The organism is Pseudomonas brassicacearum, assembly GCF_003732225.1.
Taxonomy (GTDB): Bacteria; Pseudomonadota; Gammaproteobacteria; order Pseudomonadales; family Pseudomonadaceae; genus Aquipseudomonas; species Aquipseudomonas brassicacearum_E.
In genome coordinates this window covers 36,140-53,761 of the sequence record NZ_MOBJ01000002.1, presented here as the reverse complement: position 1 = coordinate 53,761, position 17,622 = coordinate 36,140, and the positions used below count along the sequence as shown (strand labels likewise).

The following is a 17,622-nucleotide window of genomic DNA, read 5'->3' as shown; positions in this document are numbered from 1 at the left end:
GCCCAGTCTGTTTGATTGTCAGAATCGTTGCATTTTGCGGGTTTAAAGCGCAACCGTCACTTATAAAGTGCTGCACAGCCCCCACGACTACCCCCGTAGCAGCTGCCGAAGGCTGCGTTCGGCCGCGAAGCGGTCGTAATCCGGTAATTACCATCCTCCTGAAAAACCACGCAGTATGATTTTACGACTGCTGCGCAGCCGAACGCAGCCTTCGGCAGCTGCTACGGGGCGGCGTATGACTTGCAACTTCGCGCTTACAGCCGCATAAATTACCCCCATGAATCTCCCCGAATCCGCGGACAGCGTCCTGAGCGGCTTTCACCCTGCCGTCAGCGCCTGGTTCAACAGCACCTTCCCGGCGGTCACCGCCGCTCAAGCCGGCGCGTGGCCGTTGATCCGCCAGCGTCGCTCAACGCTGGTCGCCGCGCCTACCGGCTCAGGCAAAACCCTCACGGCGTTTCTCGCGGTCATCGATGACCTGGTCCATCAAGGCCTGGCTCAGGGTGGCGAGCTGCCCGATGAAACCCTGGTGGTCTACGTCTCGCCCCTCAAGGCGCTGTCCAACGACATTCAGATCAACCTGCAAAACCCGTTGGCCGGTATCACCGAGCAACTACAACGGCTGGGCTTCCCCGAATTACAGATCAACACCGCCGTGCGCACTGGCGATACGCCGCAAAAGGACCGTTTGGCAATGCGCAAAAGCGCGCCGCACATACTGGTCACCACCCCGGAATCGCTGTACGTGCTGCTCGGCTCCGACTCTGGCCGGCGCATGCTCGCCAGCACCCGCACGGTGATTGTCGACGAAATCCACGCCATCGCCGGCAGCAAACGCGGCAGCCATCTGGCCCTGAGCCTGGAGCGCTTGCAGGCGCTGACCTCAAGTAAGACGGGCGGCGAGCCGCTGATGCGCATCGGCCTGTCCGCCACGCAGAAACCCATCGAAGCGGTTTCGCGCTTTCTGGTGGGCACCGACCGCCCGTGCGAGATCGTCGATATCGGCCATGCCCGTCCACGGGACCTCGGCATCGAAGTGCCGCCGGTGCCGTTGTCGGCGGTGATGGCCAACGATGTCTGGGAGCTGGTTTACGACCGTATCGCCGCACTGGCACGCGAACACCGGACCACGCTGATCTTCGTCAACACCCGACGTTTGGCCGAGCGCTTGAGCCGCCACCTCAGCGAGCGTCTGGGCAAAGACGCAGTCGCCGCCCATCACGGCAGCCTGGCCAAGGAGTTTCGCCTCGATGCCGAGCAGCGGCTCAAGCGCGGCGAACTGCAAGTGCTGATCGCCACCGCGTCACTGGAGCTGGGCATCGACATTGGCGACGTCGACCTGGTCTGCCAGATCGCCTCGCCGCGCTCGATTGCCGGTTTTCTGCAACGGGTCGGACGCTCCGGGCATCAGGTCGGCGGCACACCCAAGGGCCGCCTGTTCGCCACCACCCGCGACGACCTGATCGAATGCGCCGCCCTGCTTGATTGCGTGCGCCGGGGCGAACTCGACACCTTGCTGATCCCGCAAGCGCCGCTGGACGTACTGGCGCAGCAGATCATCGCCGAGGTCAGTTGTCAGGAATGGCAGGAACAGGCGCTGCTCGACATGTTGCGCCGCGCATCGCCCTATACCGAACTCGACGACAAACACTATCAAGCGCTGCTGCAAATGCTCGCCGAAGGCTACAACGGCCGCCAGGGAATCCGCAGCGCTTACCTGCACCGCGACGCGGTCACGCGTACCTTGCGCGGCCGACGCGGCGCCAAGCTGACGGCGGTGACCAGCGGCGGGACGATTCCCGACAACGCCGATTACGCCGTATTGCTGGAGCCGCAAGGGTTGAACATCGGCAGCGTCAACGAAGACTTCGCGGTGGAAAGCATCGCTGGCGATGTCTTTCAGCTGGGCAACACTTCGTACCGGATCCTGCGGGTCGAAACCGGCAAGATCCGCGTCGAAGACGCTCAAGGCCAGCCGCCGACCATCCCCTTCTGGCTCGGCGAAGCACCGGGGCGCAGCGCCGAATTGTCGTTCGCTGTAGCGCGCCTGCACGCGCACCTCGATGAGCTGCTGAGCGCCACGCCCGGCGATGTACAGCCGAGCATCGACTGGCTGACCGAGACCCTCGGCCTGAACCTTGCCAGCGCCGAGCAACTGGTGGACTACCTCGCCCGCGCCAGGCTGACGCTCGGTGCCCTGCCGTCTCAGGACACGCTGCTGATGGAGCGGTTTTTCGACGAGTCCGGCGGCACTCAACTGATCATCCACTCCCCGTTCGGCAGCCGCATCAACCGCGCGTGGGGCCTGGCCCTGCGCAAGCGTTTTTGCCGCACCTTCAACTTCGAATTGCAGGCCGCCGCCAGCGAAGACGCGATCGTCTTGTCGCTGTCCACCAGCCACAGTTTCGAGCTGGATGAAGTCTGGCGTTATCTGCACAGCAACAGCGCCGAACAGATCCTGATTCAGGCCGTGCTCGACGCCCCGTTATTTGGCGTGCGTTGGCGTTGGAATGCCGGTGTTGCACTGGCACTGCCGCGTTACAGCGGCGGACGCAAAGTGCCGCCGCAGATCCAGCGGATGAAAAGCGAGGACCTGATCGCCAGCGTGTTTCCCGACCAGATCGCCTGCCTGGAAAACCTCGCCGGCGAGCGCGAAATTCCCGATCACCCGCTGGTGGAACAAACCCTCGACGATTGCCTGCACGAAGCCATGGACTGCGATGGCTGGCTGGCGCTGTTGCGGCGCATGGAGCGCGGTGAAGTGCGCTTGATCAGCCGCGACTTGCCGGCGCCCTCGCCGCTAGCGGCAGAAATCCTCAGCGCCCGGCCTTACACTTTTCTCGACGACGCGCCGCTGGAAGAACGCCGTACCCAAGCGGTGCTCAACCGGCGCTGGAGCGACCCGCAATCGACCGATGACCTCGGTGCGCTGGATGCCGAGGCCATTCAATCGGTACGCGAAGAGGCCTGGCCGCAGCCCGCCAACGTCGATGAAATGCATGAAGCGTTGATGAGCCTCGCCGCCATCAGCGACGCCGAAGCGCAGGCCAATCCGCAGTGGTCGGGTTGGCTGCAAGCCCTGGCGGACGGGGGGCGCGCCAGCCGTTTGCAGATCAATGCGAATCAAGCGTTATGGCTGGCGCTGGAACGGCTGACCTGCCTGCAAGCGATCTATCCACACGCTGCGTTACAGCCACCGTTGCAGGCCTTGGCGGGGTTCGATGACACCTGGGACGTCGATGAGGCGCTGGTCGAATTGATCCGCGCGCGCCTCAGTGCCTTTGGCCCGCTACCGACTCAGGCGATTGCTCAACCACTGGGACTTTCGACGACTCACGTCACGCAAGCCCTGGCGCATCTGGAGCGTGAAGGTTACGTAATGCGTGGGCGTTTCAGCCCTGCCGACACGCAAGAAGAATGGTGCGAACGGCACTTGCTGGCGCGTATTCATCGCTACACGGTCAAACGCCTGCGGCGGGAAATCGAGCCCGTGACGTTGCAGGATTTCATGCGTTTTCTGTTTGACTGGCAGCATCTGTCACTGGCAACGCAAGGCCAGGGCAATGCAGTATTACCGGCGATTGTCAGTCAGTTCGAAGGCTACCCGGCCGCCGCGTCGGCCTGGGACAGCGATCTTCTGCCAGCGCGGCTCAAGGGCTATTCATCGACGTGGCTGGATGAACTGTGCCGCAGCGGCAAACTGGTCTGGACCCGGCTGACCGCCCGCAACAAGGCCGCTGGCGTGGCGCTGCGCAGCACACCGATTGTGTTGCTGCCACGGGCGCAGGTGGCGCTCTGGAGCAGTCTGACCGAGCAACCGGACGTCAGCGAATTGTCACCCAAAACCCGGAAAGCCCATCAAGCGCTGAGCCAACATGGCGCGCTGTTTTTCGATGAGCTACTGCACGAAGCCCATTTGCTGCGCAGTGAACTGGAGATCGCTTTGCAGGAACTGGTCGGCGCCGGACTGGTCAACGCCGACAGCTTCGCCGGCCTGCGTGCGTTGATTACGCCCGCCAGCAAACGCCAGGCGCGCAGCAGCCGACGTGGACGCGGGGCGTTTGTCGGTGGAATGGACGATGCCGGACGCTGGGCTTTGCTGCGACGTCAATCGACGCCAGCGGTTGTGGATAACCGTGGCACGGCGAACGACACTCTCGAACACATCGCCCGGACCTTGCTCCGGCGCTATGGCGTAGTATTTTGGCGTTTGCTGGAACGCGAGGCCGACTGGCTGCCGAACTGGCGTGAATTGCTGCGCACTTTTCATCGACTGGAAGCTCGTGGAGAGATTCGCGGCGGGCGCTTTGTCAGCGGTCTGGCGGGCGAACAATTCGCCTTGCCCGAAGCGATCCCGTTACTGCGCGAAGTACGCCGCCGCCCGCATGACGGCAGCCTGATCGGCGTCTGCGGCGTCGACCCACTGAACCTCGCCGGCACCCTGCTGCCGGGGCACAAAGTCCCCGCTCTCGCCAGCAACCGACTGGTGTACCGCGATGGCCTGCCGGCCGCCGCCGAAATCGCCGGCACGCAGCATTACTGGCTGGAACTGGATCAAGCAGCGGCGACCGAAGTTCGCAGAAAGCTGATACAACACTGATCTACAGACCGACTGTTCCCACGCTTAGTGGACTGAACACCAGCGCAGCCTTCGGGCTGCGTTTTTGTGTGCTTCACGTAGCAGCTGCCGAGCCCGCGAGGCTGCGTTCGGCTGCGCAGCAGTCGTAAACACTAAATGCACGATTTAACTGAAAGACCGCATAGCCTGATTTCACGACTGCTGCGCAGCCGAACGCAGCCTCGCGGGCTCGGCAGCTGCTACGGGGGCCGTGTTGCTTACACCCGCGCGGGGGCCGACACCCCAAACCGTGCTCGATAGTCACTCGGTGCAAGGCCGGTGATTTTCTTGAACGTGGCGCGAAACGCGCTCGGGTCCGAATACCCCACGCTCCAGGCGATGTGATCGATGGTGCCGTTGGTGAACTCGAGCATTTCCCGGGCCTTGCCGACTCGCAGGTGCTGGCAGTACTCGGTCGGTTTCAAACCGGTCGCGGCTCGAAAGCGCCGCAGGAATGTCCGCTCCTCCAGCCCTGCCTGCTGCGCCATCACGCTCAGCGACACCTCCACCGCCCCGTTGGCTTGCAGCCAGTGCTGAACCTTGAGAATCGCTGCATCGCCATGGCTCAGAATCGGCGCGAAGTTACTCCCGCATTCGCTCGCGCTGTCACTGTGTTCGATCACCAGAAAACGCGCGGTGCTGGTGGCGATGCTCGGTCCCATCAGACGATCGACCAGGCGCAACCCCAGCTCCGACCAGGCCATCAACCCGGCCGTGGTAATCAGGTCACCGTCGTCAACAATGGGTTTGTCGGCGTTGAGTGTGATCTTCGGGTAACGCTCGGCGAATTTTTTCGCCGAGGTCCAGTGAGTGGTGGCGCTGCGACCGTCGAGCAGACCGCTTTCGGCCAACAAAATCGAGCCCACGCACACCCCACCGAGGGTCGCGCCGGCTGCGTGTTGCTGGCGAATCCAGCGAATCAGCGTCGGCGGGGCCTGGTCTTCGGAAAAACCGCCAATCGACGGCGGGATCAACAGCGCGATCAGTGCGCCGTCGGCAACGGGATGACTGTCGTAAATGCGTTGAGGCGCGTTTTCGGCATCGGCCTGCCAGTGGCTGACCCGCAACAATGGCAGCTGCGCACTCTGATGCTCGGCGGCGATGCGATTCGCGACACCGAACAGATCCGTCAAACCGTGTACCGCCGCCATCTGCGCGCCGGGATAGATCAGCACGCCCAATTCGGCGACTGCGCGTTCTATGCCCATTGTCAGTTTTCCCCCTTCTATTGTCGGTGCGGCCAATCCTCGAACGGCCGGCGAAACCCAATACTTCGTTCCACACCAACCCATCCGAGGAAACACCCATGGCCAAGCAAGCACTCATCGTAGTCGATATCCAGAATGACTACTTCCCTCAAGGCAAGTGGCCGCTGGTCGGTGCCGATGCAGCTGCCGACAACGCAGCGCGGGTGATCCAGGCCTTCCGTGATGCCGGCGATCAGGTGGTGCATATCCGCCACGAGTTCACCTCTGACGCCGCGCCGTTCTTCACGCCGGGTTCGGAGGGTGCGAAGCTGCACCGCAAAGTCCTCAACCGCAGCGATGAGCCAGTGCTGCTCAAACACTTCGTCAACGCGTTCCGTGAAACCGAACTACAGTCGATACTCGACCACCATGGCATCAAAAATCTGGTGATCGTTGGCAGCATGAGCCACATGTGCATCGACGGCGTCACTCGAGCCGCAGCCGACTTTGGCTACAGCGTCACGGTGATCCACGACGCCTGTGCCACCCGTGACCTGGAGTTCAACGGTGTTGTGGTTCCGGCGGCCCATGTACATGCGGCCTTCATGTCGGCCCTGGGTTTTGCCTACGCAACAGTGCTGTCCACCGATGACTTCCTGGCGGCCAGTCACTGAATCTGCCCCCAGCAAAACCCGAAGGCCCGCAGCGCTGACACGCTGCGGGCCTTTTTTTGTGATGAAAATCAGTCGATTAAAAATATCACGCGTGAGTTGTTGAGAGCGCTTGAATTTATCTGTAGTGTTCTCACGCGTGATACAAATAAAAGCGGAGCCACTGCTATGAAACGTCGCTCTCCACCCGCCTCAGACACAACACCCGCGAGCAGCCAGGGAGAGCGCTCGAAACCTTCCGCGAAAAAACCATCGAGCTTCTACATGAAGCAGATGCGCGGAGGACTTAGCGCCGCCGGCTATGTGAAACATGAAACTTGGGTGCTTCCCGAAAACCGAAGCCTGCTCAAGCAAATGGAGAAACAGCTACGCCAGCCGATCCTGGCTGGTTCATTCATGTTGGAGGATTACATGAGCGCAGGTAACAACTGGAACATCGATCGCCTCTTCAGCGCCCTGCAGGCCCTCGATGAGGTGACATCCAATGAAATCACCCCGACGCTGATTCAAGGCTCCGAGCAAAGCATCAAGCTGGAAATGAACGAGTTTGGCGGGCTGCCGATTTACATCGCCGTCGTCGGCGAGCAAATCATCGTCGACACCGTGCTGGTCGATCTCGAATCCATCAAGGATGTGCAGCGCTTCAACGATGCCGTGCTGCGTAGCCGGGAAATGTTCCCGCTGTCGTCGATCGGTATCGAATCCATGCCCAACGGCCAGACCGTCTACAGCATGTTCGGTGCACTCAGTTCCGAGTCCAGCCTGACCAACGTCGTGACCGAAATCAAAACCCTCGTCGACAACGTTCAGCGCGCCAGCGAAGCCTTCGAAGGCTTCTTCAACTAATTTCCGGGAGTACCGAGTCATGCAAAACCAATCGATCTGGAGCAAGTTGTTCACCGCTCTGCGCGGCGGCGCCAGCGAAGCCGGCGAAGCCATCGCCGACCAACAGGCCCTGCGCATCCTCGACCAGGAAATCCGCGACGCCGACAACGCTCTGGCAAACGCCAAGCGCGAACTGGTCACCATCATGGCCAAGCACAAACTCTCGGCCGAGCGCGTGGCGCAGTACAACGCCAAGATCAAGGACCTGGAATCCAAGGCCATGGCCGCGATCCAGGCCAACCGTGAAGACCTGGCACTGGAAGTGGCCGAAGCCATTTCGACCCTGACCAACGAACACGACGCCGAACAGAAACAAACCACCGAGTTCGGCGCCTACGCCGACAAAATGCGCAAGGACATCACCAAGGCCGAAGCCCGCATCAAGAGCCTGCGCCAGCAAGTGGACATGGCCAAGGCCCGTGAAAGTGTACAGAAAGCGCAGGTCAGCGCCTCCATCGCCAGCGGCGGCGCCAACGGCAAGCTGGAAACCGCGGTCAGCACCTTGAATCGCCTGCAAGCCAAGCAGGAACAACGTGCTGCCGAGCTGGAAGCGAGTGACGAACTGGCGGACGCGTCCACCGGTAACGACCTGGAGCGCAAGCTGCGCGAAGCCGGCATCACCCCGGACCAGGGCAGCGCAAACGCGATTCTGGACCGCCTGAAAAAGCAATCGGCCGAGTAACCGGCTCACGCACGCACTCGAAAGGAAGGGCACCGGCACGCCTAATGCCGATCAGTTAAGCGAAATCCATGTGGGAGCGAGCTTGCTCGCGATAGCGGTGGGTCAGTCAACGTTGATGTTGAATGTGATGCCGTCATCGTCGGAACGCCGCCCGGAGCCGGCTCGCTCCCACAGGTTTGTGCCTTAACTGATCGGCATTAACTGGTGTGCCCTTCTTTTTGTCGATTCGAGGACAAGGATGGACAGGGTAACCGGCTTCAAGATCATCGCAGGCCTGGCCATGTTGATGGTCGCGATACACCTGCTGAACATGCTGACAGGCTACAGCCTGACGATGTTTGGTCTGGTCCCCCGAACCGCCCACGGCCTCGTCGGAATTGTGACCTCACCGTTTCTGCACGTATCCTTTGCGCACTTGATCGCCAACCTGGTGCCGTTTCTGGTGCTGGGAACCCTGGTGATCGCCGAGGGCTTCAAACGCTTTGCGGCGGTCAGCGCAATCATCATTCTGCTCGGCGGCTCGCTGGTCTGGCTGTTCGGTTTCAACGGCGTTCATGTGGGCGCCAGCGCCTGGGTCTTTGGCCTCTGGGCGTACCTTCTGGGACGCGCCTGGTTCCACCGCAGCTGGAGCAACGTGCTGATCGCGGGCACTGTCGCCCTCCTCTACGGAGGTCTGATTTTCGGCTTTATCCCACGCCAGGGCGTTTCAGTCGAAGGGCACATTGGCGGCGCATTCGCCGGCTTTATTGCAGCCAGACTACTGCTCTCTGCGCCACCCGCATCCAGGGCGGCGAACTCATCTAAATTGCCTCCACCCGCCTGAAGGAAATCGCCAATGGGATGGTTTAAACAGTTGATGGGCCTTGAGGCCCCGACACCCAAGGACAGTGCGCCGGTTGCCGGCCCTCTCGGGCTCGGCCAGGGAAAAGCGCTGATATTCGACACCACTCTTAAGCTATTGCTCGACGAAAAAACCAGCGTGGTCATTCCCGGCACCCAGCAGATCTGGAGCGTCGGCACTGTTAACCTGGGCCAGTCGACGTGGCTTTCGCGCTACTACATGGACGACGAAGACTTCTGGCTGCAGGTTCACACCACCGGCGCCATCGCCGGCCAGGTCGAGTCGGTGATCCTGTTCAACTATCAAAGCTACGTCACCCTCAACAGTGAAGCCGAATTGCGCAGGCTCGCGGGGCCGGACAGCCTGATCGGCCTGCCGACCTACACCCATGACGGCGTCGAATACACCCGTGAATGGGGCACCGAGGCCGGGCAGACCGAGCTGGTGGCCTTCACTGAGCAGGTCAGTAATCCGGATCAGTCCTACGTCGTGGAACATCGCTCAATGCTCTACGCCCGCGAGACCGGCCTGACCGACCGCCGCGAATTCCTGCTGTTTTCCGTCGAAGAAGACGCCGAAGGCAGCATCAGCTTGAGCACCTCACTGGGTATCTCGCTGTACACCACCGACCTCACTACTCTTTAAAAGGGAACAGCCCATGCTAGAAGCACTCTCCGTCTCGCTGAACAAAGCCGCCGTCCTGGGATTTGTTTCGTACATCATCGGTGCCGCCCTGCTGTTCGCGATTTTCCAGTTCGTCTACACCCGCATCACGCCGCACAAAGAGTTCGAACTGATTCGCTCCGGCAACACCGCGGCCGCCATCGCCCTGTCCGGCGCCATCATCGGTTTCGCGATCCCGGCGAGCAATGTGATTGCCTACTCGGTCAGTCTGCTGGACTTCGCCGTGTGGGCGCTGATTGCCGCCGTGGTGCAACTGCTGGCATTCCTGATGACCAGCCTGGTGCTCAAAGGCACCTCCGAGCGCATCCGTAACGGTGAAATCGCAGCAGCGATCTACGTCGCAGCTGTCGCCATCAGCGTTGGCCTGCTCAATGCCGCATGCATGACCCCTTCCCAGAACTGACTGCGACACGGAGACGTCGATGAAACGAAGCAAGTACGTTCAACTGTCCCTGGCAGCGTCGGTCGCCATCGCGATATCAGGTTGCGGGCCGACAGAAAAAACCTACGCAGTGAATCAAAAGTTCAACTTTCAATCCGTGCAGCAGTGCGTGGATCAAAAGTTTCCGGTGAATGTCTGCTCCGATGCCTACATGACCGCCATCGCCGAACACCGTCGCCTCGCGCCGCTGTACGACAGCCAGGCCGATTGCGACGCCGACTTTGTCGCCGACTGGTGCCAGCAGGACTCCACCGGCAAGTTCATTCCGAAGCTCGGCGGCTTCGAGCTGGCAGCCAATGGCCAGGTCACGCAGACCCAACTGGACGCCGCCAACGCACAACTGCCCGCCTCCGCAGCGAGCTCTGGCGGTTCAGGAGGAATGGTAAACGGTCTTCTGGCCGGCATGCTGATCAGCAACATGCTGAACAGCAACCGGGGCAGCTATTCCTCCGAACCGGTTTACCGCTACCGCGACTCACGCGGTGACTTCTCATCCTCGACGCTCAGCCAGCGCATCGCCACGGGCTCGAGCTTCACCAGATCCGACCAGGCGAAATACGGCAACGGCTACAACAGCTCCACGTTCAAGTCGAGCAGCTCCAAGCCCATCTCGGTGGCGTCGTCCACATCCCGGGGCGGATTTGGTAGCCAGGCCAGCGCCCGCAGCGGCTGGGGTGGCTCAAGCAGTTTCGGTCGATCGAGCAGTTAAGGAGCGAGCGCCATGAAGAAAATCCTCTGCCAGGAACGTCACGACTGGAAGCAGACCGCCGAAAACCTCGGCTTCATGTTTCACACCATCGACGACGAACCCTACTGGGACGAGAGCGCGTATTACCAATTCACGCTCAAGCAGATCGAGAACGATCTCGAAGACCCCACCACCGAAATCCATGAGATGTGCATGGACCTGGTCGACCGGGTGGTGCAGAGCGAAGAGCTGCTGGAGCGCCTGAGCATTCCGGCGCCCTTCTTTGACATGATTCGTACGTCATGGCGCGAAGGCCATCCGCACCTTTACGGTCGCCTGGACTTCTCCTACAACGGCACCGGCCCCGCCAAATTGCTGGAACTCAACTACGACACGCCCACCAGCCTGTACGAGGCGTCGGCGTTTCAGTGGGGCTGGCTGGAGCAATGCATCGAGCGCGGCTTGCTGCCCAGCCATGCCGATCAGTTCAACAGCATCGACACCAAGCTGCATCAGGCCTTTGCGCAATTGCAGATCAAGCAGCCTTTCTACTTCGCCTCGATGAAAACCTCGGTCGAAGACAAGGGCACCACCGACTACTTGCGACTGATCGCCGAAAAAGTCGGGATCGAGTCACGCCACATCGATATCGAAGACATCGGCCTCAACAGCGAAGGACGCTTCGTCGATCTCGAAGAGCGCTGGATCCCTCACCTGTTCAAACTGCACGCCTGGGAATTCATTTTCCACGAGCCGTTTGGTGAAGCCATTGCCGCCAGTGACACGCAGTTTTTCGAGCCTGCCTGGAAATCGATCATCTCGAACAAAGGCATCCTTCCCCTGCTGTGGGAATTCAACAAAGGGCACCCGAACCTGCTCGCCAGCCATCTGGACCCCGAGCCCGGCAAAGCGCTGCCGAAAGGCTGGGTGCGCAAGCCGTTCTTCTCCCGCGAAGGCGCCAACATCGAACTGCACACCCTGGATGGGCAAGTCGTGAAGGAAGACGGGCCGTACACCGATGCACCGTTCATCCTTCAGGAGTTCGCCCCGCTGCCGAAGTTCGGTGACAGCTACACGCTGATCGGCTCCTGGGTGATTGGCGATCAGGCCGCCGGCATCGGCGTGCGCGAGGACAACAGCCTGATCACCAAAGACTCAAGCCGCTTCCTGCCGCATCTGATACTCGACTGAAAAACGCGCCCACAAAAAAGGCCCATCGCATCAAGCGACGGGCCTTTTTATTTAGAGCGGATGCAGCGACAAATCAGAACGGAATATCGTCATCGAAGCTGTCGAAATCCGGAGCTGGCTGCGGTGCGGCCTGCTGTGGTGCCGGAGCCGAACGCTGTTGCGGAGCCGACTGCTGCGGACGCGGGGCCTGCTGACGCGGAGCGGGTTGCTGGTAGTTGTTACCGCCACCCTGGCCTTGTTGGTCGCCCTGTGGACGGCCGCCCAGCAGTTGCATGGTGCCTTGCATGTCGACCACGATTTCAGTGGTGTAACGCTTGATACCGTCTTTTTCCCACTCGCGGGTTTGCAGCTTGCCTTCGATGTAGACCTGCGAACCTTTACGCAGGTATTCGCCGGCGATTTCCGCAACTTTGCCGAACATCGATACACGGTGCCATTCGGTTTTTTCGACTTTCTGACCGGTTTGCTTGTCGGTCCATTGTTCGCTGGTCGCCAGACTCAGGTTGGTCACGGCATTACCGTTAGGCAAGTAGCGAACTTCGGGATCCTGGCCGCAAGTGCCGACCAATATGACTTTGTTAACCCCACGGGCCATAACGTTCTCCTAGGCTTCGCACGCTGTCGGGGCCGGGTTGTTGACCAGGCTCTCGAGGGTCGTGCGATCCAATAGTTCGGTGTCCAATTTGATGTAAATGGCCGCTTCATCAGCAACCACCACTGCATCTGTTACCCCAACGACGGCCAGCAGGCGCTCGACCAGACCAGCCTCGCGGATCGCTTCAGGCGATAACGGCAAGCGCAGGCTCGTCACATAGGGAGGTTCACGCATGGTAACAGCAAAGGCCAACCAGAGGGCAGCCAGTCCTGCGCATCCAAGGAACACAACCGACAAACCGCCGTGCTGGAACATCCAGCCACCCATGATCCCGCCCAGTGCCGAACCGAGGAACTGACTGGTGGAATAAACCCCCATCGCCGTGCCCTTGCCGCCTGCCGGTGAAACCTTGCTGATCAGCGACGGCAACGAAGCTTCGAGCAGATTGAACGCGGTGAAGAACACCACCGTACCAATCACCAGCGCCCGCAAGCTGTCGCCGAACTGCCAGAAGAATAGCTCAGTGAGCATCAGCGTACTGACCGCACCGAGTAAAACTCGTTTCATTTTGCGTTTTTTCTCGCCGTAGATAATGAACGGGATCATGGCGAAGAACGAAATCAGCAGCGCGGTCAGGTACACCCACCAGTGCTGCTCCTTGGGCAGCCCGGCTTTCTCGACCAGCGCCAACGGCAACGCGACGAAGCTCGACATCAACATCGCGTGCAACACAAAAATACCCAGGTCCAGACGCAGCAAGTCCGGATGCTTGAGCGTCGGGATCAGCGCCTGACGTGCAACGCCGGATTCGCGGTGCTGCAACGGACCGGTAGAGTGCGGCACCATGAACATCACAATCACTATGCCGAACAACGCCATACCGCCAGTGGCGAGGAACAACCCGGACAGACCAAAGGCGCGGGTCAACAATGGTCCGACCACCATGGCCACGGCGAACGACAGACCGATGGTCATGCCAATCATTGCCATGGCTTTGGTACGGTGCTGTTCGCGGGTCAGGTCTGACAGCAAAGCCATGACCGCCGCCGAAATCGCCCCGGCGCCTTGCAGGATTCGTCCGGCGATCACGCCCCAGATCGAATCGGCATTGGCGGCCAAAACGCTACCGAGCGCGAAGACGATCAGCCCCAGGTAAATCACCGGGCGGCGGCCGATACGGTCGGAAATGATCCCGAACGGAATCTGAAAAATCGCCTGAGTCAGGCCGTAAGCGCCAATCGCCAGACCGATGAGGGCCGGGGTCGCTCCTGCGAGATCCATTCCATAGGTCGCCAATACCGGCAACACCATAAACATGCCAAGCATACGGAAGGCGAACACCAGGGCCAGACCGCTTGCTGCGCGGGTCTCGCCACCACTCATGCGTTCGCTGTGGGGATCGTGCATGGAATAACCTCATGTGAACCGGCGGCGATTCTACCAGTCCCATCGGTTGACGGGGTATAGGGCGACGCTTTGTCGCGAGCCTGCCTCGCGCACTTGTCAGGCGCCGTTCAGCAAGCGTCATTCGATAGTGTGCATCCATCCAGTATTTGCCCGTATACTCCTACGTTTTCGACGCCCGCCAAGCGAGGCCACCTTGGACAAGATCCTGATTCGTGGGGCTCGAACCCACAACCTGAAGAACATCGACCTGACCCTGCCACGGGACAAACTGATCGTCATCACCGGCTTGTCCGGATCCGGCAAGTCTTCCCTGGCATTCGACACCCTGTACGCCGAGGGTCAGCGACGCTATGTCGAATCGCTGTCGGCTTACGCCCGGCAGTTCCTGTCGATGATGGAAAAACCTGACGTCGACACCATCGAAGGCCTGTCGCCAGCGATCTCCATCGAACAGAAGTCGACCTCGCACAACCCGCGTTCGACGGTCGGCACCATCACCGAAATCTACGACTACTTGCGCCTGCTTTATGCTCGCGTGGGTATTCCGCGCTGCCCGGATCACGACATTCCGCTGGAAGCGCAGACCGTCAGCCAGATGGTCGACCTGGTCCTCGCCGAGCCTGAAGGCAGCAAGTTGATGCTGCTGGCGCCGGTGATCCGCGAGCGCAAGGGCGAACACCTTTCGGTCTTCGAAGAACTGCGCGCCCAGGGCTTTGTCCGGGCTCGGGTCAACGGCAAGCTCTTCGAGCTGGACGAGTTGCCGAAGCTGGATAAACAGAAGAAGCACTCGATCGATGTCGTGGTCGACCGCTTCAAGGTCCGCGCCGACCTGCAACAGCGGCTGGCCGAGTCGTTCGAGACTGCGCTGAAGCTGGCAGACGGGATTGCCCTGGTCGCGCCGATGGACGACGAGCCGGGCGAAGAAATGATCTTTTCCGCACGCTTCGCCTGCCCGATCTGCGGTCACGCGATCAGCGAGCTGGAACCCAAGCTGTTCTCCTTCAACAACCCGGCCGGCGCCTGCCCGACCTGCGACGGTTTGGGGGTTAAACAGTTCTTCGACATCAAGCGTCTGGTCAATGGCGAACTGACCCTGGCCGAGGGTGCGATTCGCGGCTGGGACAGGCGTAATGTCTATTACTTCCAGATGCTTGGTTCACTGGCTTCGCATTACGGCTTCAGCCTGGAAGTGCCGTTCAACCAGCTGCCGGCCGACCAGCAGAAAGTCATCCTGCACGGCAGCGGCACGCAGAACGTCGACTTCAAGTACCTGAACGACCGTGGCGATATCGTCAAACGCTCGCACCCGTTCGAAGGCATCGTGCCGAACCTGGACCGTCGCTATCGCGAAACCGAGTCCGCTTCGGTACGCGAAGAACTGGCCAAGTTCCTCAGCACCCAGCCTTGCCCGGATTGCCGCGGCACTCGCCTGCGTCGTGAAGCGCGGCATGTGTGGGTCGGTGAAAAAACACTGCCAGCGGTGACCAACCTGCCGATTGGCGATGCGTCCGATTACTTCGGCACGCTGAAACTGACCGGTCGACGCGGCGAAATTGCCGACAAGATTCTCAAGGAAATCCGCGAGCGTTTGCAGTTCCTGGTCAACGTCGGCCTCGACTACCTGTCGCTGGACCGCAGCGCCGACACGCTGTCTGGCGGTGAAGCACAACGTATTCGTCTGGCCAGCCAGATCGGCGCTGGTCTGGTAGGCGTGTTGTACATCCTCGACGAACCGTCGATTGGCTTGCACCAGCGTGACAACGATCGACTGCTGGGGACGCTCAAGCACCTGCGGGATATCGGCAACACGGTGATCGTGGTCGAGCACGACGAAGATGCGATTCGTCTGGCCGACTACGTAGTGGACATCGGCCCGGGTGCCGGTGTACACGGCGGACATATCGTCGCCGAAGGCACACCCGCCGAGGTCATGGCGCACCCTGATTCGCTGACCGGTAAATACCTGTCCGGCCGCGTGAAGATCGAAGTCCCGGCCAAACGTACGCCGCGCAACAAAAAGCTCTCGCTGTCGCTCAAAGGCGCTCGGGGCAACAACCTGCGCGATGTCGACCTGGACATTCCAATCGGCTTGCTGACCTGCGTGACCGGCGTGTCCGGCTCGGGCAAGTCGACGCTGATCAACAACACCCTGTTCCCGCTCAGTGCCACCGCACTGAACGGCGCGACCACCCTGGAAGCCGCAGCCCACGACAGCATCAAGGGCCTTGAGCATCTGGACAAAGTCGTCGATATCGACCAAAGCCCGATCGGCCGTACGCCGCGCTCCAACCCGGCGACCTACACCGGGTTGTTCACACCGATTCGCGAACTGTTTGCCGGCGTGCCGGAATCCCGCTCACGCGGCTACGGTCCGGGGCGTTTCTCCTTCAACGTCAAGGGCGGACGCTGCGAGGCCTGCCAGGGCGACGGCCTGATCAAGGTAGAAATGCACTTCCTGCCGGACATCTATGTCCCGTGCGACGTCTGCAAGAGCAAGCGCTACAACCGCGAAACCCTGGAGATCAAGTACAAGGGCAAGAGCATCCACGAAACTCTGGAAATGACCATCGAAGAAGCGCGAGTGTTCTTCGATGCGGTTCCGGCCCTGGCGCGCAAGCTTCAGACGTTGATGGATGTTGGCCTGTCGTACATCAAGCTGGGGCAATCGGCGACCACCCTGTCGGGCGGTGAAGCGCAACGGGTCAAGCTATCCCGCGAGCTGTCCAAGCGCGATACCGGCAAAACCCTGTACATCCTTGATGAGCCGACCACCGGTTTGCACTTCGCGGATATCCAGCAACTGCTCGATGTACTCCACCGCCTGCGCGATCACGGCAACACTGTCGTGGTAATCGAGCACAACCTGGATGTGATCAAGACTGCTGACTGGCTGGTGGACCTTGGGCCGGAAGGCGGTTCCAAGGGCGGGCAAATCATCGCCGTGGGTACACCGGAGGAAGTCGCCGAGATGAAGCAGTCTTATACCGGCTATTACCTCAAGCCGCTGCTGGAGCGCGACCGGGCTTAACGTCGGCACATGAAAAAGCCCCGGTCACTTCATCAGTGACCGGGGCTTTTTGCTTTTGTGGGAGCGAGCTTGCTCGCGATAGCGGTGTAATAGTCGACATCGATGTCGAATGTTATGGCCTCATCGCGAGCAAGCTCACTCCCACACTCAATCGCCGTTAGAACTGCGATTGCAGGTAGTTTTCCAGACCGACCAGCTTGATCAGACCCAACTGCTTCTCCAGCCAGTAAGTGTGATCTTCTTCGGTGTCGGCCAGTTGAACCCGCAGGATCTCGCGGCTGACGTAGTCCTTGTGCAGCTCGCAGAGCTCGATGCCCTTGCACAGCGCGGCACGGACTTTGTACTCCAGGCGCAAGTCGGCAGCGAGCATCTCAGGCACCGTGGTGCCGATGTCCAGATCGTCTGGACGCATACGTGGCGTGCCTTCGAGCATGAGGATCCGACGCATCAGTGCATCGGCGTGCTGGGCTTCTTCTTCCATCTCGTGATTGATGCGCTCGTAGAGCTCGGTAAAGCCCCAGTCCTCATACATCCGCGAATGGATGAAATATTGATCACGTGCTGCCAGTTCGCCCGTGAGCAACGTGTTGAGGTAATCGATTACGTCTGGGTGGCCTTGCATCGCCCTACATCTCCCTGCTTGAAAGGCTGTAGTTTGAACCAAGCGGACCGATTGGTCACTCGAATAGCGCGATAAAAGCGA

14 protein-coding genes are annotated in these 17,622 nt (G+C 60.5%); 10 read left to right on the top strand and 4 right to left on the bottom strand.

Translation table 11 applies throughout. From position 1 onward, the window contains the following. Positions 1-277 precede the first annotated feature (277 nt). Positions 278-4,600 (top strand): DEAD/DEAH box helicase, encoded by a 4,323-nt coding sequence (locus tag BK659_RS01790; protein ID WP_123423446.1) that lies wholly within the window; start codon positions 278-280, stop codon positions 4,598-4,600. 236 nt (positions 4,601-4,836) lie between these two features. On the opposite strand, the gene BK659_RS01780 is transcribed toward BK659_RS01790, so the two are convergent. Continuing rightward, complete coding sequence (locus BK659_RS01780; protein ID WP_123423445.1) at positions 4,837-5,826, bottom strand: GlxA family transcriptional regulator; 990 nt, start codon at positions 5,824-5,826, stop codon at positions 4,837-4,839. A gap of 98 nt (positions 5,827-5,924) precedes the next feature. On the opposite strand from BK659_RS01780, the gene BK659_RS01775 reads away from it, so the two are divergent. The 8 genes from BK659_RS01775 (at position 5,925) to BK659_RS01740 (ending at position 11,889) form a co-directional block, all read left to right on the top strand. After that, positions 5,925-6,479 carry a cysteine hydrolase family protein gene (locus BK659_RS01775; RefSeq protein WP_123423444.1) on the top strand — a complete coding sequence of 185 codons (555 nt, stop codon included), beginning with the start codon at positions 5,925-5,927 and terminating at the stop codon, positions 6,477-6,479. 165 nt (positions 6,480-6,644) lie between these two features. After that, positions 6,645-7,322 (top strand): YjfI family protein, encoded by a 678-nt coding sequence (locus BK659_RS01770; RefSeq protein ID WP_123423443.1) that lies wholly within the window; start codon positions 6,645-6,647, stop codon positions 7,320-7,322. Between the two features lie 19 nt (positions 7,323-7,341). Continuing rightward, positions 7,342-8,043: a PspA/IM30 family protein gene (locus BK659_RS01765; RefSeq protein WP_123423442.1), complete on the top strand. Its 702-nt coding sequence runs from the start codon at positions 7,342-7,344 to the stop codon at positions 8,041-8,043. A 238-nt stretch (positions 8,044-8,281) separates the two neighbouring features. Continuing rightward, positions 8,282-8,866: a rhomboid family intramembrane serine protease gene (locus tag BK659_RS01760; RefSeq protein ID WP_123423441.1), complete on the top strand. Its 585-nt coding sequence runs from the start codon at positions 8,282-8,284 to the stop codon at positions 8,864-8,866. A 12-nt stretch (positions 8,867-8,878) separates the two neighbouring features. Continuing rightward, the gene (locus BK659_RS01755) at positions 8,879-9,529 is read left to right on the top strand and encodes a DUF2491 family protein (RefSeq protein ID WP_123423440.1); all 651 of its coding nucleotides are present in this window, start codon (positions 8,879-8,881) and stop codon (positions 9,527-9,529) included. A 13-nt stretch (positions 9,530-9,542) separates the two neighbouring features. Beyond that, positions 9,543-9,971: a DUF350 domain-containing protein gene (locus BK659_RS01750; RefSeq protein ID WP_123423439.1), complete on the top strand. Its 429-nt coding sequence runs from the start codon at positions 9,543-9,545 to the stop codon at positions 9,969-9,971. A 19-nt stretch (positions 9,972-9,990) separates the two neighbouring features. Next, entirely contained in the window at positions 9,991-10,719 is a 729-nt protein-coding gene (locus tag BK659_RS01745; RefSeq protein WP_123423438.1) for a DUF1190 domain-containing protein, read from the top strand. Between the two features lie 12 nt (positions 10,720-10,731). Next, entirely contained in the window at positions 10,732-11,889 is a 1,158-nt protein-coding gene (locus tag BK659_RS01740) for a glutathionylspermidine synthase family protein (protein WP_123423437.1), read from the top strand. A 73-nt stretch (positions 11,890-11,962) separates the two neighbouring features. Here BK659_RS01740 and BK659_RS01735 read toward each other — a convergent pair whose 3' ends face one another. Beyond that, complete coding sequence (locus tag BK659_RS01735; RefSeq protein WP_123423436.1) at positions 11,963-12,484, bottom strand: single-stranded DNA-binding protein; 522 nt, start codon at positions 12,482-12,484, stop codon at positions 11,963-11,965. Between the two features lie 9 nt (positions 12,485-12,493). Beyond that, positions 12,494-13,891 (bottom strand): MFS transporter, encoded by a 1,398-nt coding sequence (locus tag BK659_RS01730; protein ID WP_123423435.1) that lies wholly within the window; start codon positions 13,889-13,891, stop codon positions 12,494-12,496. A gap of 193 nt (positions 13,892-14,084) precedes the next feature. Here BK659_RS01730 and uvrA point away from each other — a divergent pair, with 193 nt between their 5' ends. Further along, on the top strand, positions 14,085-16,919 hold the full coding sequence (gene uvrA, locus BK659_RS01725) for an excinuclease ABC subunit UvrA (protein WP_123423434.1): 2,835 nt from the start codon (positions 14,085-14,087) through the stop codon (positions 16,917-16,919). 157 nt (positions 16,920-17,076) lie between these two features. On the opposite strand, the gene bfr is transcribed toward uvrA, so the two are convergent. Beyond that, a complete protein-coding gene (gene bfr / locus BK659_RS01720) occupies positions 17,077-17,541 on the bottom strand; it encodes a bacterioferritin (RefSeq protein WP_123423433.1) in 465 nt (154 codons plus the stop codon). Between the last annotated feature and the right edge of the window lie 81 nt (positions 17,542-17,622).